The sequence below is a fragment of the Streptomyces sp. NPDC008092 genome (assembly GCF_042957285.1).
Taxonomy (GTDB): domain Bacteria; phylum Actinomycetota; class Actinomycetes; order Streptomycetales; family Streptomycetaceae; genus Streptomyces.
On sequence record NZ_JBIBHY010000011.1, the window covers coordinates 248,810 to 270,405 of the forward strand.

Consider the following 21,596-nt stretch of genomic DNA (forward strand, 5'->3'; position numbering starts at 1 on the left):
CGGCAGGCCGCCGCCTCGCCCTCTGGCGGCGCTTGGGGCAGACTGTGCGCCCCCGCATCTGCACCCTGATGCCCCCGGGTGTCGGTGGAGCATGCCACCATCGTGCGGGCGGTGACTGGTGATACGAGATCAAGAAGAGACGACCGAGCAGCAGGGCGTGCACCCCGAGGGCGGGGCGGGCACCTCTGACGCCGCCGCACGCCCCGATACGCCGGAATCCGGCACCGCGCACCCGGATTCCGCGCAGTCGGACGCCGTGCAGCCGGACGCCGTGCAGTCGGACGCCGTCGCCCCCGGCGCCGTCGATCCGGAAGCCGAAAAGGACGCCGAAACGGACGCCGAGGCCGAGCACGCGTGCGAGGAGACGCACGCCGACGAGGTGGAGGGCGACGAGCCGCTGCTCCCCGCGCGCGTGCACCGCCCCTCCGACCTCATGCGGCTCCTGGTCGGCGTGCTCGCCGTCGCCGTACTGCTCGGTATCGCCGCGTTCGCGCACGGCACCACCTCGGGGCTCGAACAGGACATCAACAAGGGCACCGGACAGGCCCCGGACCTGCTGATCAGGTTCGCGGGGCTGGCCTCCAGCATCGCGATCCTGCTGGTCCCGGTCGCGTTCGCGATCGAGCGGCTGATCAAGCGGGACGGGCTGCGCATCGCCGACGGCGTGCTCGCCGCCGTCCTCGCGCACGGCGTGACCCTCGCCACCGACCTGTGGGTGGCCAGGGCCGCCCCGGACTCCATCCAGGAGGCGCTGACCCAGCCCTCCCCCGGCGACATCCACGCCCTCACCGACCCCGTGCACGGCTATCTCGCACCCGTCATCGCCTACATGACGGCCGTCGGCATGTCCCGGCGCCCCAGATGGCGCGCGGTGCTGTGGATCGTGCTGCTGCTCGACGCGTTCTCCATGCTCGTCACCGGCTACACCACACCGTTCTCGATCATCCTCACGGTGCTGATCGGCTGGACCGTCGCCTACGGCACGCTGTACGCCGTCGGCTCCCCCAACGTCCGCCCGACCGGCCGGACCCTGCTGGCCGGCCTCAGGCACGTCGGCTTCCACCCGGTCGGCGCGGCCCGCGAGGAGGCCCTGGACACCGAGAACGGCGACCGGGGCCGACGCTACTTCGTCACCCTGGAGGACGGCCCGCCGCTGGACGTCACGGTCGTCGACCGGGAACAGCAGGCCCAGGGCTTCTTCTACCGCGCGTGGCGCAACCTGACCCTGCGCGGCTTCGCCACCCGCTCCAGCCTCCAGTCCCTGCGCCAGGCCCTGGAGCAGGAGGCGCTGCTGGCGTACGCGGCGATCGCGGCCGGCGCCAACGCGCCCAAGCTGATCGCCACCTCCGAGCTGGGCCCCGACGCCGTGATGCTCGTCTACGAGCACACCGGCGGCCGCACGCTCGACTCGCTGGCCGACGAGGAGATCACCGACGAACTGCTGCGCAACACCTGGCACCAGGTGCAGGCGCTGCAGTCGCGCCGGATCGCGCACCGCAGGCTCGCGGGCGACGCCATCCTGGTGGATCGTTCCGGCACGGTGATCCTCACCGACCTGCGCGGCGGCGAGATCGCGGCCGGTGAGCTGCTGCTGCGCATGGACGTCGCCCAGCTGGTCACCACGCTCGGACTGCGGGTGGGCGCCGAGCGGGCGGTGGCCTCGGCGGTCGGCGTCCTCGGCCCCGACGCCGTCGCCGACTGCCTTCCGATGCTCCAGCCGATCGCGCTCACGCGCTCCACGCGCGCGACGCTGCGCAGACTGGCCAGGGAGCGCGCCCAACGCGAGCGGGACGCGGTCCTGGAGGCCTCCCGGCAGGCCAAGCAGGCCCGCGCGGAGGAGGCCGAGAAGCCGGACAAGAAGACGGTGCGGGCCGAGCAGCGGGCGGAGAAGCGGGCGCTGGACGACGCGCTGGAAGAGGCCCGCGAGGAGGACCTGCTCACCCAGATCCGGCACCAGGTGCTGCGGATCAGGCCGCAGGCGCCCGTCGAGCCGGCCCGTCTGGAGCGGGTGCGGCCGCGGACCCTGATCAGCGTCATCGCCGGCGCCATCGGCGGGTACTACCTGCTGACCCAGCTCACCCACATCGAGTTCGGCCCCCTGGTCGCGAACGCCCAGTGGGGCTGGGTGATCGCCGCGGTGCTGTTCTCGGCGCTCAGCTATGTCGCCGCCGCGATGTCGCTGCTCGGCTTCGTGCCCGAGCGGGTGCCCTTCGTGCGGACCGTGGCGGCGCAGCTCGCCGGTTCGTTCGTGAAGATCGTGGCGCCCGCCGCGGTCGGCGGTGTGGCCCTCAACACGCGCTTCCTGCAGCGCGCGGGCGTGCGCCCCGGGGGCGCGGTGGCGAGCGTCGGCGCCTCGCAGCTGTTCTCGCTCGGCTGCCACATCCTCATGCTGCTGTCCTTCGGCTATCTGACCGGCACCGAGAAGACCCCGTCGCTGTCGCCGTCCCGTACGGTCATCGCGGGCCTGCTGACCGTCGCCGTGCTGGTCCTCGTGGTGACCTCGGTGCCGTTCCTGCGGAAGTTCGTCAGCACGCGCGTGCGGTCGCTCTTCGCGGGTGTCGTGCCGCGCATGCTGGACGTCCTCCAGCGGCCGCAGAAGCTCGTCACCGGTATCGGCGGCATGCTGCTGCTGACCGCCTGCTTCGTGATGTGCCTGGACGCCTCCATCCGCGCGTTCGGCGACCAGTCGACCTCGCTGAGCATCGCCAGCGTCGCCGTCGTCTTCCTCGCCGGCAACGCGCTCGGCTCCGCGGCGCCGACCCCCGGCGGTGTCGGCGCGGTCGAGGCGACCCTGACCGTCGGCCTGATCGCCGTCGGCCTTCCCAAGGAGGTCGCCGCGCCCGCCGTCCTGCTGTACCGGCTGCTGACCCTGTGGCTGCCGGTCCTGCCCGGCTGGCTGGCCTTCAACCACCTCTCGCGCAAGGGCGCGCTCTAGGGCCTTACCCCGGACGGCTCGCGCCCCGCGCGCGTGGCGGTGCGCGACCCCAGGATGGGATCATGCCGAACCCCTACCGGATCCGTGTCGCAGCCCTGACCGCCGCCCTGGTGCTGGCCTCCTCGCTGACCGGGTGCAGCGACGCTTCCGCGGGCGGGGACCTGACGGCGCAGAAACTGGACTGGAAGAACTGCCCGGCGCCCGACGAGGCCGAGGGCGGCGGCGACGCGCCGTCACCGCTGCCCGGCGGCGGCACCTGGCAGTGCGCCACCATGAAGGCGCCCCTGGACTGGTCGAAGCCGAAGGGCGCCACCATCGGTCTCGCGCTGATCCGGGCCAGGGCCAGCGGCGACGCGAGCAAGCGGATCGGTTCCCTGATCTTCAACTTCGGCGGGCCCGGCGGCAGCGGCGTCACCACGCTCCCCGCGTTCGGCTCGGACTACGCGGCCCTGCGCACCCGCTACGACCTGGTCAGCTTCGACCCGCGCGGAGTCGGCCGCAGCGACCCCGTCGAGTGCGAGAACGACGCCCAGCTCGACAACTACTTCCAGCAGGACGCGACGCCCGACACCAGCGCCGAGCGCACCCAGCTGATCAACCGCACCAAGCAGTTCAACGCCGCCTGCGAGAAGAACTCCAGGGCGATCCTGCCGCACGTCCGCACCACCGACGCGGCCCGCGACATGGACCTGATGCGGCAGGTCCTCGGCGACGCGAAGATGCACTACTTCGGCATCTCCTACGGCACCGAACTCGGCGGCGTCTACGCCCACCTGTTCCCGAAGAACGTGGGCCGGGCCGTCTTCGACGGCGTCGTCGACCCCACCCAGGACCCGGAGCAGAGCTCGCTCGGGCAGGCGAAGGGGTTCCAGCTCGCGCTCGACAACTTCGCAGAGGACTGCACGTCGAAGCAGACGGAGTGCCCGATCGGCGACACCCCGCAGGACGTGAAGGACCGCATCGCGGTGCTCCTCGCGGACCTCGACAAGAAGCCGATCCCGGGCATCCTGCCCCGCCAGCTCACCCAGTCCGCCGCCACCAACGGCATCGCGCAGTCCCTGTACTCCAAGGACTTCTGGGAGTACCTCACCGAGGGGCTCGAAGAGGCGTACGACGGCGACGGGAAGATCCTGATGCTGCTCTCCGACTCGATGAACGGCCGCAGCGAGAACGGCGAGTACAGCAACATCGCGGCGGCGAACATCGCCATCAACTGCGCCGACGAGAAGCCGCGGTACACCGCCGACTACGTCCAGCAGAAACTGCCCGAGTTCCGCGCCGCCTCGCCGCTGTTCGGCGACTACCTCGCCTGGGGGATGGTCAGCTGCACGAACTGGGCGGTGCCGGGGGCCGCCGACCACCCCGACGTCAGCGCGCCCGGGGCGGCGCCGATCCTGGTCGTGGGCAACACGGGGGATCCGGCGACACCGTACGAGGGCGCGAAGAAGATGGTGGACGCGCTCGGGAAGGGCGTGGGGGTCGAGCTGACGTACAAGGGGCAGGGGCACGGGGCGTACGACAGCAAGAACAAGTGCGTGCAGGGCGCCGTGAACGGCTACCTGCTGGAGGGGACGGTACCGAAGGCGGGAGCGGTCTGTACGTGAGGGCGCATCACAAAACGGCAGGTCAAAGGGTTATCCACAGGCTTCAACGGCCTTCGCCCGCGCCGCCTACTATGGCCTGACCGCTTTCCGCGACCAACCTGCGGAGAGCCTGTGTGGGGGGTGTGCACGCATGTTGCGTTTCGTACGGTGGGCGGCTGCCGTGGCCGCTGGGCTGCTCGTGGCCGGGTGCAGCAGCGGGTCGTCGGGTGGGGGCGGGGACGAGGGGAAGGCCTCGTCCGGGCAGCCGTCCGCCGCGACGTCCGCCGCCACGGGCTCGGCGGCCCTGCCCGCGTCCCTCACTGCGCAGAAGCTCGACTGGAGCCGCTGCAAGGCCACTTCGGACTCCGCCGCGCCCGGGGACGAGTGGCGGTGTGCGACGCTCAAGGTGCCGCTGGACTGGTCGAAGCCGGACGGGGAGACCATCGGGCTGGCACTGATCCGGGAGCAGGCGAGCGGGGGCTCGGGGAAGCGGATCGGCTCGCTGCTGTTCAACTTCGGCGGACCGGGCGGCTCCGGCGTCTCCACGATGCCGTACTTCGCCGCCACCGCCTCAGCGCTGCGCGAGCGGTACGACCTGGTGAGCTGGGATCCCCGCGGGGTGGGGGCCAGTGAGGGGATCCGCTGCCGCAGCGACAAGGACATCCAGAGCGCCGAGTCGATCGACGCCACCCCGGACACCCCGGCGGAGGAGACGGCGTACTTCCAGGACGCCGCGGACTTCGGCAAGGGCTGCGCGAAGGCCGCCGGCAAACTGATCGCGCATGTCTCGACGACCGACACGGCCCGCGACATGGACCTGATGCGCCAGGTCCTCGGCGACGCGAAGATGCACTACTTCGGCATCTCCTACGGCACCGAACTCGGCGGCGTCTACGCCCACCTGTTCCCGAAGAACGTGGGCCGGCTGATCCTGGACGCGGTGGTGGACCCGACGGCCGACTCGGTCGGCCAGGAGAAGAACCAGGCCGCCGGCTTCCAGCGGGCCCTGGACGACTACCTCAAGTCCACCGGCCAGGACCCGGAACAGGGCTCGCAGAAGATCGCCGAGCTGCTGAAGCGGCTGGACGCCACGCCGCTGCCCACGTCCTCCGGGCGGAAGCTGACCCAGAGCCTCGCGGTCACCGGCATCGTGCTGCCGCTGTACAGCCAGGACAGCTGGCCGACACTGACCAGCGCGCTCAAGGCGGCCGAGGAGGGCGACGGTTCGGAGCTGCTCTCGCTCGCGGACCAGTACAACGAGCGTGACTCCTCGGGGCACTACGGCACGACCACGCACTCCCAGCGGGTCATATCGTGCCTGGACGACAAGGAGCGGCCGACGCTCGCGGAGACGAAGCAGCGGCTGGCGGAATTCGAGAAGGCCTCGCCCGTCTTCGGGGACTTCCTGGGCTGGGACTCGGCCGGCTGGTGCCACGACTGGCCGGTGGCGGGGCAGTGGGACACGCCTGAGGTGAGCGCACCGGGCGCGGCACCGATCCTGCTGGTCGGCAACACCGGCGACCCGGCCACCCCGTACGCGGGCGCCCGGCGGATGGCCGACGAGCTGGGCAAGGGCGTCGGCGTCGAGCTGACCTGGAAGGGCGAGGGCCACGGGGCGTACGGCAGCGGCAGCGACTGCGTGGACTCGGCGGTGAACGCCTACCTGGTCGGCGGCACAGTGCCGAAGGACGGCACGGTCTGCTCATGAGGAAGGCGGGGGCTTCGGGCACCTGTCGTGCCGGAAGCCCCCGCCCACCGCGGAGCCTGTGCTCAGTAGACCGGCTTCGACGGCTCGATCTGGTTGACCCAGCCGATCACGCCGCCGCCCACGTGGACGGCGTCCGCGAAGCCCGCGGACTTCAGGACCGCGAGGACCTCCGCACTGCGGACACCCGTCTTGCAGTGCAGGACGATCTTCTTGTCCTGGGGCAGGCCCTCCAGGGCGGTGCCGAGGAGGAACTCGTTCTTCGGGATCAGCTTGGCGCCCGGGATGGAGACGATCTCGTACTCGTTCGGCTCGCGGACGTCGATGATCTCGATGTTCTCGCCGTCGTCGATCCACTCCTTGAGCTGCTTGGGAGTGATCGTCGAGCCGGCGGCCGCCTGCTGGGCCTCCTCGGAGACGACGCCGCAGAAGGCCTCGTAGTCGATGAGCTCGGTGACGGTCGGGTTCTCACCGCAGACCGCGCAGTTCGGGTCCTTGCGGACCTTCACCTGGCGGTACTGCATCTCCAGGGCGTCGTAGATCATCAGACGGCCGACGAGGGGCTCACCGGTGCCGGTGAGGACCTTGATGGCCTCGGTGACCTGGATGGAGCCGATGGACGCGCACAGCACGCCCAGGACGCCGCCCTCGGCGCAGGAGGGGACCATGCCCGGCGGCGGGGGCTCCGGGTACAGGCAGCGGTAGCAGGGGCCGTACTCGGACCAGAAGACCGAGGCCTGGCCGTCGAAGCGGTAGATGGAGCCCCAGACGTACGGCTTGTTCAGCAGCACGCAGGCGTCGTTCACCAGGTAGCGGGTGGCGAAGTTGTCCGTGCCGTCGACGATCAGGTCGTACTGGCTGAAGATGTCCATCACGTTCTCGGCCTCAAGCCGCTCTTCGTGAAGGACCACGTTCACGTACGGGTTGATGCCGAGGACGGAGTCACGGGCCGACTCCGCCTTGGAGCGGCCGATGTCGGCCTGGCTGTGGATGATCTGGCGCTGCAGGTTCGACTCGTCGACCTCGTCGAACTCCACGATGCCCAGGGTGCCGACACCCGCGGCGGCCAGGTACATCAGCGCCGGCGAGCCCAGGCCGCCGGCGCCCACACAGAGCACCTTGGCGTTCTTCAGCCGCTTCTGCCCGTCCATCCCGACGTCGGGGATGATCAGGTGGCGGGAGTACCTGCGGACCTCGTCTACGGTGAGCTCAGAAGCTGGCTCGACCAGGGGTGGCAGCGACACGGAGACTCCGTTGATCGGTCAATCACTACAGTTGTTCTCCCTGTAACACTGCCACGGGCTTCTTCATTCCGAGACACCCGTTCCGATCCGCGAGACGAATTCGTCCCAGTAGCCGGGCACGGCCTCCCAGGGATCGGCCCGGCCCCAGCGATCGGTCCGGTCGGTGAAGTAGATCGTGGCGGCCCCCTGCCAGCGGGCGATGCGCAGCGCCTCGTCGAGGTGGCCGAGGGGCACGCCGTGCACGAAGTGGCAGAAGCGGTCGGGCGGGTAGTCGGCGGTCCACTCGGCGACCTGGGACCAGCGGTAGTCGCTCCAGGGCCCGGCGAAGGTCACCAGCTGGTCGGCGTTCTCGGCGTAGCCCGGATAGGGGTGGGTGCCGTGCCCGAGGACTATGTGCGTGCCGTCACCGATGGCGCGGAGCGCGGCGACCGCGCGGCGGATCTCGGGGAGCGCGGTGCGCTCGGTGGGGCAGCGGTCCAGCAGGAAGCCGTCGACGCGGTACCAGTCGTGGAAGTGGCCGGCGTCGGCCAGCAGGTCGCCGTGGGAGCGGGCGCCGTAGGTCGTGTCCAGATGGCCGAGGACGCGGATGCCCGCGTTGCGGAGCCGGCCGACCGCCTCCAGGCAGTGCGGGTCGGGGAGGCTGCCGGGGCCGTTCGCCACGTTGAGGACGACCCAGTGCAGAGGGGTGCCCGGACGGGTGAGTTCGGCCCACTGGGCGGGGGCGAGGAGGGGGTGGGCGTAGCCGGGGACACCGACGGCGGTGCGGACGCCGGTGGTCGCGGCGCCCGCCCTGCTGCTGGTCAGATGCGGCACGCCGCCTCCATCCAGATGTCCGCGAGGGACTCTTCGAGGTTGATGCGGGGGCGCCAGCCGAGCCGGTCGCGGGCGCAGCGCACGTCGGCCTGCTGCCAGCTGCCGCAGCCGTCCGGGTACGGGTACGCGACGGGTCCGGTGTGCTCGCCGTCCATCCGGGGATGGCCGATGGCGCCGCGCAGCGGGCCCGGCGGGCCGTCCAGTTCGTGCAGGGCGCCGCCGTATCCGGCGACCCGGGCGAGGACGGCGGCGGCGTCGCGGAGCCGGACGGCGCGGCCGGAGCCGATGTTGATGACGCCCTGGGCCGCGGAGAGCGAGGCCGCGTGGACGGCGCGGGCGACGTCGCGTACGTCGACGAAGTCGCGCTGGGCGCCGAGGCCGCCGAGTTTGAGCTCGCCGTCGCCGGACTGCATGGCGCGGCGCATCGCCTCGGCCAGGCGGCCGAGCGGTGAGCCGGCCGGGGTGCCCGGTCCGGCGGGCGAGAAGACGCGCAGGACGACGGCGTCGAGGCCGGAGCCGAGGACGAGTTCGGTGGCGGCCAGCTTGCTGACGCCGTACGGGCCGCCGGGGCGGGGCACGGCGTCCTCGGCGGTGGAGGAGCCGGGCTGGCTGGGCCCGTACTCGGCGCTGCAGCCGACCTGCACCAGGCGGGCGCCGCAGCCGCTGCGGCGCAGGGCCTCGCAGACGGTGGCGACGGCGACGGTGTTGTGCCGGGTGAGCTCCCGGGCGCCGCCGCGGGTGGCGCCGGCGCAGTTCACGATGACGCCCGGGTGGACCGCGTCGAGGAAGCGGGTGAGCGCGCCGGGGCTGCCGGTGGCGAGGTCGAAGCGGACGTCGGCGTCGTCGCCGCGGCCGAGCGCGGTGAGCTGGACGGCCGGGTCGGCGAGCAGGCGGTCGGCGACGAAGCGGCCGAGGTATCCGTTGGCTCCGATCAGCAGAACCCTCATCGCGCGGCTCCCGGGGTGTGCGCTCCGGCGACTCCGGTGGTTCCGGCGCTTCCGGTGGTTCCGGACGCTCCGGGTCCGGGTCGGGAGGTGGTCATCTGGTGGTCTCCTTCAAGGGGTGGTGCGGTTGCCTCAGGCGGGGTGCCGGGGGCCCGCCGCCGGGACGGCTCGGCGAGGCGTGCGTGGTCAACGGCGGCTCTGCTCATTCCGGGTCTCCCGACGGCGCGTGGGCCGGGGCCCGGGTGAGGGTGCGGGTCGCCCGGAACAGCAGCGCGAGGGCTGCGGCGCCGCAGCCGAGGGCCGGGACGCCGCCCGCTCCGCAGGCGTCGGCCAGGGCGTCGACGGGGGCGGCCAGGAAGGCCCAGCCGGGCAGCCGGCCGGCCAGGACGAGGGCCAGGGCCGCCGCTTCCGTGGCGGCCGCGGCGGCGAGGGCGGGTCCCTGCGGGACGTTGTGGACGGCGAGGAGGCGGGCGAGCAGGAGGAGCGCGCCGAGGCTGAGGGCCGCCGGGTAGCCGGCGGGTTCGCCGAGGGCGGCGCCGCACAGGGCGAGCAGGGCGGTGAGGACGCCCAGGAAGAGGGCGATCGTGCCGAGCAGCAAGGGCTGTACGGCCCCGGTGAACTCCTCCAGGCCCCGGCTGGCCGCGAGCCTGCGGCGGGCCCCGGCCGTGAAGAGGTGGGTGCTCCAGGCGGCCGGGGCGCAGGCCAGGGCGAGCGCGAGGACGGGGGCCGTGGTCACCGGCCAGGGGCCGTCGGCGGCACCGGTCGGCAGGCCGTCGGGGCCGCCGTCCAGGACGGCCCGCAGCAGGCCGTCGCCGAGCAGGGCGTAGGCGAGGAGCCAGCAGGTCCACGCGCGGGTGCCGGTGACGGCACGCCGGGCGGGCGTTCGGGCCGGTGCGGCCAGCGGGCCGCGGCGCAGGACCGGACGTACGGCCAGGGCGACGGCGAGCACGCCGACGGCTGCCGCGAGGAGGCGGGGGCGGCCCTCGGTGAGCCGTACGCCGGTCACGGCCGCCGCGCACACGGCGCCCGGGAGGAGCGTGAGCACTGCCTGGTGGGCGCGCACGCGGGGTGCGGGCTCCGGTTCGGGGGGCGGGCGCCGGTCGCCGTCGCGGGGCACGCGCGCGTAGAGCTCTTCGGCGAGGGAGAAGACGTCACGGTGCCGGAAGCGGGCGGCGGTGCGGTCGGTGACGCCGTGCGCTTCGAGGCCGGCCGCGATCTCCAGCGGGTCCACGGCCCGCTCGCAGAGCGCGCGGTGCCGGTGCATCAGCGCCTTCACGGGATCGGCGGCCGCGCCTCGGCGGCGCGAGGTTCCGCGGCTGCCGGCGGTGCCCCCGGCAGCCGGTGGGGCGCCCAGAGGGACCCCGCCGGACGCCGGTGTCCGGCTCGCGGGGAAGGCGTGCCCGGGGCCGGCCTCGTCCGCCGCCAGGAGCCATCCCTCCGACCGCGCGTCCCAGGCGCCGGCCGCGCCGGGCCGTCCGGGCCGGTCCAGCTCTCCCGGGCCGCCGGTCACCGTGCCGCCTTCGTCGCCGTTCACAGCGCCCCCTCGGTGGCCGTGAGCGGGGTGGCCCGTACGGGGGCGGGCCGCAGGGCGGTACCCAGGGCCCAGCCGGGCCCCGCGCGATGCGCGACGCGGGGCATGGGGCCGGTCCAGCGGCCCGGTACGTGGGCCTCGGCCGGGACGGCGAACGGCAGCGGCTCACCCGCCTCGTCGAGAACGACCCGGCGTACCGGGCAGTGCGAGACGATCTCCAGGTAAATGCTGCGAAATGCCGCGATGTTCTGCTCGACGGTGAACAGTTCGAGCGCTCGGGCGCGCGCGGCGGCTCCGAGGCGCTCGCGGCGCTCGGGATCGCGCAGCAGCGCCACGCACGCCTCCGCGAGCGCCCGCGGATTGCGCGGGGGTACGACGAGTCCGGTGCCGCCGATGGCCTCCACCACGGCGCCGACGTCCGTGGAGACGGTCGCGCGGCCGCAGAACATCGCTTCGACGAGCCCCACCGGGAAGCCCTCGACGACGCTGGACAGGACGACGACCGCGCCGGACGCGTAGGCGTCGGCGAGGGTCGGCGCCTCCGGGCCGCCTATCTCGTCGAAGCAGACCGGGTTGTCGCCGACGGCGTGCGCTCCCTCGGCCTCGTCGGGGAAGAGCTGTGCCGCGAGCGCTCTGCAGTGCCCCAGATAGGCCTCGCCCTCCGGCCCCGCGGGGGCGCCCACGATGCGCAGCCGCGCCTTGGGCTCCTCCTTGCGGACCTCGGCGAAGGCGTGCAGCAGTGACACCAGGTCCTTGGCCGGCTCGATGCGGCCGACCCACACGAGCGTGTCCGGATCGGCGCGGTCCGGGGCCTCGCCCACCTCGGTGAAGCGGGCGGACGCCATGCCCGGATGCACGGTACGGATGCGGGCGCGGTCGGCGCCGCAGCGCTCCTGCCAGCGACGGGCGTGCGCGTTGCCCGGCGTGATGATCGCGGCGCGGCGGTAGACCTCGGCGGCGAGCCGGCCGTGGAAGGCGGCGAGCAGCGCGCGCACGGCGGGGGCGGCCTCGTCGGGGCCGGCGGCGAGGTAGTGCGCGCGCAACTGCACGCCGTACTCGGTGACCAGCAGCGGCACGCCGGAGAAGTGCCCGGCAAGCAGGCCGGCCAGGGCGGCCGGGCCGCCTGCGGTGGCGTGGCAGAGGTCGGCCGCGCCGAGGCCGTCGTCGCCGTACCAGTCCAGCGAGAGGGGGCGCAGGGCGCGTTCGAGGTGTGCGGCGACGGCCAGCAGATCGGGCACGCGCACCTCGCGGGCCGCACCGAGTGCGCCGGGTGTGCGACAGGCGCGCTCCAGGGCCCGCACCGCGGTGTCGGAGCGGAGCGCACCGGCCAGGCCGCCCTCGTCACGGGCGAGTTCGGCGAGTCCGTGGAGTGCGTTGCCGAAACGGTCCGTCAGGGAATCGGGCACGGCCCGGGGGCCGCCCGCGCCGTCCGACCCGACCACGCCGTCTGCCGCGTTCGCGCCGCCCGCGCTGTTCGAGCCGCTCACGCCGTTCGAGCCATCCGCGCCGTCCGCGGCCGGACCGGCGCACAACACCCCCACGAACTCGCCGTAGCACTCGGCGAAGCGCCGGCGCGCGCGCCGTCCGTACGTGATGCCGTCCTCGTCGGCGGTCCACAGGGGAGCCGTCCGGACCCGGCTGACGTGCGGCGGCAACGGCAGCCAGCCCTCGTCCTCCTGGCGGCGGGTGCGGCTGAGCGCGTAGAGGTCGAACTCGTGCTGCCCGAGCCCGCGCACGAGCCGGTCGCACCAGAGCCCGGCGTCACCGCCCACATACGGATAGCCACCCTCCGTAACCAGTCCGATGCGCACGTGTGCACCCCCGATCGATCTCCCGTATGGGGAGCCACCGTGGCTCGGCGGCTCGCAGCGGGACGAAGGTATGCGGACAAGGCGGTGGCGCGACGGACGGTTGTCCATCGCGCCACCAAAAGGGGTGAACGGTCGTAACTTTCCCGTGCGGGTCGCGTTCAGTCGCGCTAGGCGACCGGACGGCGGCGGAACGTCACGCCCGGATCCGTGCCCGGATCCGCGTCCAGATCTGCGGAAACGTCACGCCGACGCCAGTTCCCGGCGCGCCGCCCGGCGCCGGGCCGCGGCCTCGGGGTCGAGGGCGGGCACGGCGGCCAGGAGTTGCCTGGTGTACGGGTCCTGGGGGTTGTCGTAGACCTCGTCGGCAGGACCGGTCTCGACGATCCGGCCGCGCCGCATGACCGCGACCCGGTCGCTCACCTGACGCACGACGGCGAGGTCGTGGGCGACGAAGACGAGCGCGAGCCCGAGTTCCCGCTGGAGCTCGCCGAGCAGGGCGACGACCTGGGCCTGCGTGGTGACGTCCAGCGCGGAGACCGGCTCGTCGCAGACGATGACGCGCGGGTCGGCCGCGAGCGCCCGCGCGATACCCACGCGCTGGCGCTGGCCGCCGCTGAACTCGTGCGGATAGCGCTGGTAGTGCGCCCCTTCGAGCCCCACGCGCTCCAGCAGTTCGATCACGCGCCCCCGGATGCGGCCCTCGTCCCGTTCGCCCCGCGCCCGCAGCGGGTCGGCGATCGACTCGCCGACGCTGCGCCGCGGGTTGAGGGAGGACACCGGGTCCTGGAAGACCATCTGGACGGCCGGGTTCACGCCAACGCGCGCGTGGCCGTCGTAACGGACCTCCCCCGCCGTCGGCTCCAGCAGCCCGACCAGCATCCGGCCGAGGGTGGTCTTGCCGCTGCCGCTCTCGCCGACGACGCCGAGGGTCTCGCCCCGGTGCACGGTCAGGGTCACGTCGTCCACGGCCGCGAACGCCCGCTTCCCGCGCCCGAACTCGCGGCTCAGGCCCTTCGCCTCCAGGACGACCTCCTCGGAGGCCTGCGAGGGCGCGCGCGCCGCGTCCACGCGCGGGACCGCGGAGAGCAGTTCCCGGGTGTACGGCTCGGCGGGCGCGCCGAGGACCGCGGCGACCGGGCCCTGTTCGACCACGCGCCCGTGCCGCATGACGAGCACCCGGTCGACGCTCTCGGCGGCGACGCCCACGTCGTGGGTGACCAGCAGCAGGCCCATGCCGGTCTCCTCGCGCAGGGCGTGCAGCAGGTCGAGGATCTGGGCCTGGACGGTCACGTCGAGGGCGGTGGTGGGCTCGTCCGCGATGAGCAGTTCGGGCTCGCAGGCGAGTGCCATGGCGATCAGCGCGCGCTGCCGCATGCCGCCGCTGAACTCGTGCGGGCGGGACCGGGACCGGCGCGCGGCGTCCGGGATGCCGACCCGGTCGAGCACCCGCACGGCACGCGCGCGTGCGGCCCGCCGTGACGCGCGCGTGTGCACGCGGTACACCTCGGCGATCTGGTCGCCGATCGCGTAGTACGGGTCGAGGGACGACAGCGGGTCCTGGAAGACCATCGCCGCCTTCGCGCCGCGCAGCGTGCGCAGCTCGGCGTCGGAGGCGGCCTGTACGTCGGTGCCGGCGACCTCGACGGCGCCGCCGAGCCGTGCTCCCGTGCCGTGGTGCAGGCCCAGCAGGGCCGAGGCGACCGTGGACTTGCCGGATCCGGACTCGCCGACCAGGGCGAGGGCGGCGCCGCGCTCCAGGGTGAACGACAGCCCGTCCACGGCCCGCAGGCCGCCGAAGTCGACGGTCAGATCGGTGACTCGGACGAGACTCACGTCAGTACCACCCGTCGGTCGGCCACCGCGTACAGCACGTCCGCGACGGCGTTGGCGAGGACCACGAAGAAGCCGACGACGAGGACCATGCCGACGACGACGGGCAGGTCGACCACGCTGACGGCGTGGACGAGTTCCTGACCGAGGCCGGGCAGGCCGAACAGCGTCTCGGTGAGCACGGCGCCGCCTACGGCCGAGCCGAAGTTGTTGGCGTTCAGCGCGATGACCGGTGCGAGCGCCCCGCGCAGGGCGTGCCGTCCGACGATCGACCGCTCGCCGACGCCGTAGGCGCGGAAGGTGCGGATGTGGTCCTCGGCCAGGGTCTCCAGCATCGACGCCCGGGTCATCCGGGCGAACGCGGCGGACTCGATGAGGGCGAGCGAGAACCAGGGCAGCAGCAGGTTCCACGCCCACTGCTCGGGGTCGTCGGTGAACTTCACGTACTGCGGGAAGGGCAGCAGTTGCAGTTCGCCGCACACGACGATCATCAGGACCAGGCCGATGACGAAGACCGGCGTGGCCCAGCCCGCCAGCGTGAGGCCGGTCAGCACCCGTTCGGTGAGCCGGCCGCGCCGCCAGACGGAGAGCACGCCGGTGCCGACGCCCAGGACCAGCCACAGCACCATCGCCCCGGTCACCAGCGAGAGGCTGACCGGGAGCCTGGTCAGGATGATGCTCAGGACCTGCTGGTCGGTCTGGTAGGAGAGGCCGAGGCAGGGCGCCGAGCAGTGCTCCACGGAGGTGCCGGTGGAGTAGTCCTGGCCGGCGACCAGGCCCTGCAGGAAGTGCCAGTAGCGCACGTACAGGGGGTCGTCCAGGTGCAGTTGCTGGGCCACCTGGTGCACCTGCTCCGGGGAGCAGCGCGGACCGCAGGTGATCTGGGCGACGTTGCCCGGGGTGACGTAGAAGACGACGTAGACGAGCACCGAGATGGCGAGCAGGGTCGCCAGGGCGCCGATGGTGCGGCGGAGCAGGAAGCCGCCGAAGCCGTTCACGCGGATTCCTCCTTCGCCGTCGACTGCGCCGTCGATTGAGCCGTCGACTCCGTGGTCGGCTTCGTGGTCGGCTCCGCAGTCGACTTCGCCGTCGTCACGGTCCCGCGCCCGCGCCCGCGCCCGCGGCCGGTGCCGACGCCGAGCCGGGAGGCCGCGCGCGGGTCCAGGGCAATGCGGACGCCGTCGCCGAGGACGGTCAGGGCGAGGACGGTCACGAACAGCGCGCCGGCCGGCAGGAGCAGGTACTGCGGGGCCGCCTGGTACCAGACGTCGGCCGCGGTGAGCATCTGGCCCCAGGAGGGCGTCGGCGGCTTCACCCCGACGCCGAGGAAGGACAGGGCCGCCTCGACGCTGATGTTGACCGGGATGAGGATCGAGGCGTACGTGATGACCGGTGCGGCCAGCCCGGGCAGCAGTTCGCGGCGGGCGATGCGCCAGGCACCCCAGCCGCTGAGCCGCGCGGCGGCGACGTAGTCGAGCCCCTTCAGGGTGAGTGTCTGGGCGCGCACGATCTTGGCGATGGTGCCCCAGGCGATGAGCCCGATGACGAGGGTGACCAGGACGGGCCGGGGGAAGCTCTGCGGCACGACCGCGAGCAGCGCCAGCGACATGATCATCAGGGGCAGCGCGACGATGATGTCCGTGATCCGGCTCAACAGTTGATCGATCCATCCACCGCCGAGCGCGGCCGCCACGCCGACGACCAGACCGAGGAAGACCTGGATCACGGTCGCCGCGAACGCGACGCCCAGGGACACCCGCGCCCCGTACACCAGTCGTGCGAACAGGTCCCGCCCGGTCTGCGGCTCCACGCCCAGCCAGTGGTCGGCGGAGATGCCGCCGAGGGAGCCGATCGGCACACCGCCGCGCGCGGAGTCGATGAGGGCGGGGTGGTAGGTGGTCGGGTCCTGGCCCTCCAGCGCGGTGAGCAGCGGCGCGGCGAGCGCGACCAGGACGAGCAGCGCGACGACGCCCGCCGCGACCGCGGCGGCCCGCTGCACACGCAGCCGCCGCCAGAACTGACGAGCCCCCGAAGCCCCCGAGGCGGACGCCTCGGGGGCCTGGGTGGCGACAAGTGCCTCGCTCACGGTGCTACTTCACCGCGACCTGGGAGATGTCCAGGACACCGGTCCAGTCGCTGATCACGACGTTCTTGATGTCCTTGCCGACCAGCCGCTTGTAGACCGGGTGGAACAGCGGCACGGTCAGGGCCTGCGCGCCGATCTTCTGGTCCAGTGCACCCCACCGCTTGGCGGCCGCGTCAAGGTCGGTCAACTTGTTGATCGCATCAATCTCGGCATTGACCGAAGCATCGTTGAGCTGGGAGGCGTTGAAGTTCGCGCCGTCCTTGACGATCTGCCGGCCGTCGAAGATCGGCGCGAGGAAGGGACCGCCGGAGGGCCAGTCGGCACCCCAGGCGGCGAGGAAGAAGCCCGGCTCGGTCTTCACGCTGTGGACGGTGTCGGAGTAGTTGTTGTCCTCCAGACCCTGGAGCTTGACCGTGATGCCGGCCTTCTTGAGAGCGTCCTGGATCGCGGTCGCGATCTCGGGGCTCGTCTTGAAGTTGTCGGCGTTGTCGTGGGTCAGCGTGACGGTGAGCCCGTTCGAGTACCCCGCCTCCTTCAGCAGCTCCTTGGCCTTGGCCGCGTTGCCGGTGGCACCCGCCGGGAAGAGGTCGTACGGCGTGTAGCCGAAGGACTTCTGGTTCGGCAGGAAGGTGGTCGCGGCCTCGGCGAGGGCGCTGCCGCCCGCCGCGTTGATCACGGACGACCGGTCGACGGCGTACGAGATCGCCTGCCGCACCTTGGGGTTGTCGAACGGCTTGACCTTCGGGTTGAACGCTATGTAGTTCGTGTAGCCGAAGTGCCCGGTGCCGACGCGGGCGGCGAGTTCCTTGTCGCCGGTGACCTTGGCGAGTTCGGCAGGACCGAGGTTGGTGTCCGTCGTCACCGCGGCCGCGTCCGTCCCCTGGGACGCCGACAGCCGCTGGTTGATCACGGACGAGTCGAGCCCGGACTGCACGTCGATCTTGTCCGGGTAGGCCTTGCGCTGGTCGTCGACGCCCGCGGACCAGTACTTGTTCCGCTCCAGGACCAGGTGCTCGCCGTCGTTCTCGTTCTTGACGACCTTGTACGGGCCGGACGAGATCGGGTGCTCCTCGTACTTGGTGCCGGTGTCCTTGGCCTTCGGGACGGGCGTGAACTGCGTCTGCGTGGCGAGGAACGGGAACTCGCCCTCGGGCTTGTTGAGGTGGAAGACGATCGTCCGGTCGTCCGGCGTCTCGATCGCCGACAGCCCCTTCTTGTCCTTGTACGGCCCCTGGTAGTCGGCCGCGCCGACCAGCCAGTCCCGCAGGTAGGGAGCGCCGCCGCTGAGTTCGGGGGCGAAGGAGCGCTCGATGCCGTACTTGATGTCGGCGGACGTGATCGCGGTGCCGTCCTCGTACTTGAGGCCCGCCTTCAGGGTGTACGTCCACACGGTCGCGTTCTTGCTGGGGCGCCCGGTGTCGGTGGCCAGGTCGGGGACGACCTTGGTGCCGGCGGCGCCGTTCGCGCGGTTGCGGGTGGTGAGGGTACGGAAGACCAGGGAGGGCACGTTGCCGCCGCCGGAGGTGTACAGGCGGGCCGGGTCGAAGTCCGACTGGGGGTCGGAGTTCAGGACGGTGAGCGTGCCGCCCTGGTGCGGCGTGGAGTCGCCACTGGAGCCGTTGGCATCGTTGTCCTTCGGCCCGCAGGCGGCGGCGCCCGCCGCCACGACCAGGGCGAGCGAAACGTACGCCGCGCGGGCGCTGTTCACGGACGGGTGACGCATCGGAATGACGACCTCTCGGAAGGCGAGTCTCGGTATACGAGACAGATTGACGAGGAGTGAGACGAAAGTGAACAGACGTCTGCCCGGGCGTCAGGTCGTCGAAAGAGCCGTGACCCAGGTCACGGCAGCAGGGAGAGATCGCGACGCGAACGCCTGAAGGCGGGCGTCAGCGACAGTGGATGTCGGCCACGCAGAGCGCGGTCACGCCAATGAGCGCCAGCTCGATGGCGGCGCGCGGGGAGGCGTGAAGGGACGACATGCCCAGAAATATGTACGAACTTTCTGCGCATGTCAATGTGATGTATGAGCCACCTGTCAACTCTTGGGATAGGGCCAGGGATTGGGCAGACAGTGGATTCCGTCGTGGTCGAGGAACTTGGTCTGCTGCTGCATGACCGGCGCGAGCTCGCCGTCCTTGTCGCAGGTCACATGGCCGTAGCCGAGCCGGTGGCCGACCTCGTGGTTGATCAGCATCTGCCGGTAGGCGTGAATCTTGTCACCGTACGTCTTGCTGCCCTGCGCCCACCGGTACGCGTTGATCATGACGCGTTCCGTGGACGCCGAGTCGCAGGACACGTTGTCCTCGGTCGTGTCGAGGCCGGACTTGGCGCACCACTTGGCGGTGGTGCCGGGGCTGGCCAGTGTGATCACGAAGTCGGCCTTGCCGGAGGAGACGCGCGCGAAGGTACGGGCGCCGCCGTGGGCCCAGCTGCGGTCGTCGTTGAGCGTCTTCTGCACGGCCTCGGCGAACAGCTTCCCGTCCAGGCCCAGCCCCTGCTCCACGTCGACGCGGTAGGTGTACTTCCGCCCCGTGCCCGGCGCCTTCGCGCTCCCGGGCACGGTGGTGAACTTCCCTGACCCGGCCAGCTTGGCGCCGAGCGGGTACTTCTCGCCCATCGCCTGCTCGTACGACAGCGTCGCCACGCTCGGCGAGGCGGAGACCGAGGCGGACGGCGTCGTACGGTCGTTTCCGCGCGAGGCGGCGCCGTCGGTGGCCCGTGTCCCGCCCGCGGCCGACTCCGACCGCACGGCGTCGCCGTCCCGGCCGTCGATCACCTGCCCGGCGACGATCACCGCGAGCACGGTGGTGACGGCGGCGGCCGCGACCCCCGCGAAGGCCCGGTTCTTGCCGCCCTTGGGCTGCGCGGGCTCACCGGTGGGCGCCGCGGCGTCGGCATCGCCCTCACCGCCGTCGATGCCGGACGGGAACGGGGACGGGTGCGGGTGCTGACCGAAGCCGGGCGGATACGTTTCCGCGCGCTGGGCGCCGATACCGGGGCGGGGCGCGAAGAGGTCCACGTCCTCGTCGAAGGCGGCCACGTAGTCCTGCCGCGGCCCACCGGGCCCGCTCCGCCGCTGCCTCGGTATCGACACACCGGTCGCCCCGAAGGCCGCAGCGGCAGGCCCGGAAGCGGGACCTGCGGGGCCGGAACCGGGGCCTGCGGGGCCGGAACCGGGACCGATGGGACCGGAACCGGGACCGATGGGACCGGCGGGAGCACCGGCCGGCCCACCCAGCCGGCCCCATGCGCCGCCCGCTTCACGCTGCTGCGGGTGACCGCCACGGACGCGCGGGACGCCGTGCGCCGGGGTTCCGTCCGGGAAACGCGGGACGCCGTGCGCCGGAGTCCCGTCGGGGTGGCGGGGCACACCGCCGGTCGGCACACCACGGGCCGGCATACCGCCGGGGAACCCCGGCATCCCCCGGGCAGGCGTGCCGTCGGGCAGCCGCGGGACGCCCTGCGCAGGCGTGCCGTCCGCGAACCGCGGCGTCCCGCCCGCGGGTGTCCCGTCGGCCGGACGCGGCACCGTCGGCCCCGCTGGACCACGCTCGCCGCCCGCGGGGCCCTGTTTCCGGGCCGCGGGCACGTTCGCTATGTCCGCCGCATCACCCTTGGACGCCGGCCCGCGGCGGCTGTGCCGTCCCACTCGCCCCTCAGCTCCCCGCGCCCGGCGCGACCGGACCGCCGCCGATGGCCCCGGAAGCCGTTCCGTCGCCCAACCTGTCGGCGGAAGCGAGGAGTTCACGGAACGCCCCGGCCACCGCCGCCGGGTACTCCATCATCGCCACATGCCCGGCGTCCGGCATGGAGAGCAGCCGGGAGTAGCGGAAGCTGCGCGCGGCCTTCTGGGCCATGCGGTAGCCGACGAGCTGGTCGCGGCCGCCGTAGATCAGCAGGGTCGGGGCGAGCACGCGCTCGGCCTGGCGCCAGAGCCCGTGCTGGCCGCCCAGCGTGTACGCGTTGACGATCCCGCGCGCGGACCGCGCCATCGCGTCCCAGAAGTACGGCAGCCGCAGCCGCCGTTCCAGCTCCTCCACCGCGTGCTCGAACGCCTCGGGCGTCACCCGGCTGGGATCGCCGTAGCAGAGCGCCAGCACACCCCGTACCCGCTGTTCGGCGGTCCACTTGCCGGTCGTGCGGGTGAGGAGCCCGGCGACGCCGGGGAGGCCGAGGAGGACCGTCGGCACGGCGGTGCGCTGCACGCGCAGTTCGGGCAGGGCCGGGGAGACGAGCGTCAGGGTGCGCACGAGGTCCGGGCGGACGGCGGCGACACGGGTGGCGACCGCGCCGCCGAGGGAGTTGCCGAAGAGATGGACCGGACCGCGGCCGGCCGCGTCGAGATAGCGGATGACCGCGCGCGCGTGCCCGGTGACGGAGTAGTCGCCGTCGTCCGGCGGCGGTGAGTCGCCGAAGCCCGGCAGGTCGACCGCCTCGCCGTCCACGACGCCTTCGAGCCGCTCCATCAGCTCCGACCAGTTCTGCGAGGAGCCGCCCAGCCCGTGGATGTAGAGCGCGGGCGGCAGGCCCTCGCGCGCGGGCGGGCGTGAGCGGACCGAGAGGGTCACGCCGGGCAGTCCCACGGACCGCAGCCGCTCGCCCGCCGCGACTCTGACTGCCGCCGCCTCGGGGAGCACGCTGGTGGGCGGCACGAAGGGCAGCTCGGTCGAAGACATGGGCCAATGTTACGAGACGATCACACAGTGATTCATGTGTTCGCCGTCACAGACCTGCCCGGGCGAGCCGTGCGATCCGCGTACGGCATAGCGTCCGCATCCGGTGTCTCCTACGCTCGTAGACAGGGCACCCGTTTGTGGCCCCCTGCTTCCGCCAGGGATCTCCGAAGGAAGGGAGCCCACCATGGCCCATGACCCCACCGACCCCGACGTACTCGACGATCTGGAGGCGGAGGACGTCCCGGAGATCGGTGTCGAGGCCCCGGAGGGCGACGCGGCAGAGCAGCACACGGACGTCACGCCGTCCCACGACGACCCGCTCACCGGTGTGGACGCGGACCGCGCGAACGAGGCCGATCTCATCGAGCAGGCACGGGTGGTCGCCCTCGACGAGGACGACTACCGCTGACCACGACCGGCCTGGGCGTGCCCACC

Annotated in this window: 16 protein-coding genes; 4 read left to right on the top strand and 12 right to left on the bottom strand. The window is 72.6% G+C overall.

Annotation, left to right across the window (positions count from 1 at the left end; genetic code table 11):
• Nucleotides 1-118 precede the first annotated feature (118 nt).
• The 3 genes from ACFZB3_RS33150 to ACFZB3_RS33160 all read left to right on the top strand — a co-directional run bounded on the left by ACFZB3_RS33150 (nt 119) and on the right by ACFZB3_RS33160 (nt 6,226).
• The gene (locus ACFZB3_RS33150) at nt 119-2,935 is read left to right on the top strand and encodes a lysylphosphatidylglycerol synthase domain-containing protein (RefSeq protein WP_391381928.1); all 2,817 of its coding nucleotides are present in this window, start codon (nt 119-121) and stop codon (nt 2,933-2,935) included.
• A gap of 62 nt (nt 2,936-2,997) precedes the next feature.
• The gene (locus tag ACFZB3_RS33155) at nt 2,998-4,539 is read left to right on the top strand and encodes an alpha/beta fold hydrolase (protein ID WP_391381931.1); all 1,542 of its coding nucleotides are present in this window, start codon (nt 2,998-3,000) and stop codon (nt 4,537-4,539) included.
• A gap of 130 nt (nt 4,540-4,669) precedes the next feature.
• Nucleotides 4,670-6,226: an alpha/beta fold hydrolase gene (locus ACFZB3_RS33160; protein WP_391381933.1), complete on the top strand. Its 1,557-nt coding sequence runs from the start codon at nt 4,670-4,672 to the stop codon at nt 6,224-6,226.
• Nucleotides 6,227-6,288: 62 nt separating this feature from the next.
• On the opposite strand, the gene moeZ is transcribed toward ACFZB3_RS33160, so the two are convergent.
• The 12 genes from moeZ to ACFZB3_RS33220 form a co-directional block, all read right to left on the bottom strand.
• Nucleotides 6,289-7,467 (bottom strand): adenylyltransferase/sulfurtransferase MoeZ, encoded by a 1,179-nt coding sequence (gene moeZ / locus ACFZB3_RS33165; protein WP_181805304.1) that lies wholly within the window; start codon nt 7,465-7,467, stop codon nt 6,289-6,291.
• Between the two features lie 63 nt (nt 7,468-7,530).
• Complete coding sequence (locus tag ACFZB3_RS33170) at nt 7,531-8,280, bottom strand: spherulation-specific family 4 protein (protein ID WP_391381935.1); 750 nt, start codon at nt 8,278-8,280, stop codon at nt 7,531-7,533.
• Nucleotides 8,268-9,227, bottom strand: coding sequence for an NAD-dependent epimerase/dehydratase family protein (locus tag ACFZB3_RS33175; protein WP_391381938.1), 960 nt, complete (start codon nt 9,225-9,227; stop codon nt 8,268-8,270). Before ACFZB3_RS33175 ends, ACFZB3_RS33170 begins: the two co-directional genes overlap by 13 nt.
• Nucleotides 9,228-9,426: 199 nt before the next feature.
• The gene (locus tag ACFZB3_RS33180; RefSeq protein WP_391381940.1) at nt 9,427-10,758 is read right to left on the bottom strand and encodes a hypothetical protein; all 1,332 of its coding nucleotides are present in this window, start codon (nt 10,756-10,758) and stop codon (nt 9,427-9,429) included.
• The gene (locus ACFZB3_RS33185) at nt 10,755-12,566 is read right to left on the bottom strand and encodes a DUF3492 domain-containing protein (RefSeq protein WP_391381942.1); all 1,812 of its coding nucleotides are present in this window, start codon (nt 12,564-12,566) and stop codon (nt 10,755-10,757) included. The genes ACFZB3_RS33180 and ACFZB3_RS33185 overlap by 4 nt, the downstream gene beginning before the upstream one ends.
• Before the next feature lie 240 nt (nt 12,567-12,806).
• Entirely contained in the window at nt 12,807-14,399 is a 1,593-nt protein-coding gene (locus ACFZB3_RS33190; protein ID WP_391381945.1) for a dipeptide ABC transporter ATP-binding protein, read from the bottom strand.
• Nucleotides 14,396-15,394 carry an ABC transporter permease subunit gene (locus tag ACFZB3_RS33195; RefSeq protein ID WP_391381947.1) on the bottom strand — a complete coding sequence of 333 codons (999 nt, stop codon included), beginning with the start codon at nt 15,392-15,394 and terminating at the stop codon, nt 14,396-14,398. The genes ACFZB3_RS33190 and ACFZB3_RS33195 overlap by 4 nt, the downstream gene beginning before the upstream one ends.
• On the bottom strand, nt 15,391-16,482 hold the full coding sequence (locus tag ACFZB3_RS33200; protein ID WP_391381949.1) for an ABC transporter permease subunit: 1,092 nt from the start codon (nt 16,480-16,482) through the stop codon (nt 15,391-15,393). Before ACFZB3_RS33200 ends, ACFZB3_RS33195 begins: the two co-directional genes overlap by 4 nt.
• A gap of 4 nt (nt 16,483-16,486) precedes the next feature.
• A complete protein-coding gene (locus ACFZB3_RS33205) occupies nt 16,487-18,205 on the bottom strand; it encodes an ABC transporter substrate-binding protein (RefSeq protein WP_391381951.1) in 1,719 nt (572 codons plus the stop codon).
• Nucleotides 18,206-18,371: 166 nt separating this feature from the next.
• Nucleotides 18,372-18,464, bottom strand: coding sequence for an Ms4533A family Cys-rich leader peptide (locus ACFZB3_RS33210; protein ID WP_366901440.1), 93 nt, complete (start codon nt 18,462-18,464; stop codon nt 18,372-18,374).
• A gap of 56 nt (nt 18,465-18,520) precedes the next feature.
• On the bottom strand, nt 18,521-20,134 hold the full coding sequence (locus ACFZB3_RS33215; protein WP_391381954.1) for a DUF3152 domain-containing protein: 1,614 nt from the start codon (nt 20,132-20,134) through the stop codon (nt 18,521-18,523).
• Nucleotides 20,135-20,141: 7 nt separating this feature from the next.
• Nucleotides 20,142-21,161, bottom strand: coding sequence for an alpha/beta fold hydrolase (locus tag ACFZB3_RS33220; RefSeq protein WP_391381957.1), 1,020 nt, complete (start codon nt 21,159-21,161; stop codon nt 20,142-20,144).
• A 184-nt stretch (nt 21,162-21,345) separates the two neighbouring features.
• On the opposite strand from ACFZB3_RS33220, the gene ACFZB3_RS33225 reads away from it, so the two are divergent.
• Nucleotides 21,346-21,570 (top strand): hypothetical protein, encoded by a 225-nt coding sequence (locus ACFZB3_RS33225; RefSeq protein WP_391381959.1) that lies wholly within the window; start codon nt 21,346-21,348, stop codon nt 21,568-21,570.
• Nucleotides 21,571-21,596 lie beyond the last annotated feature (26 nt).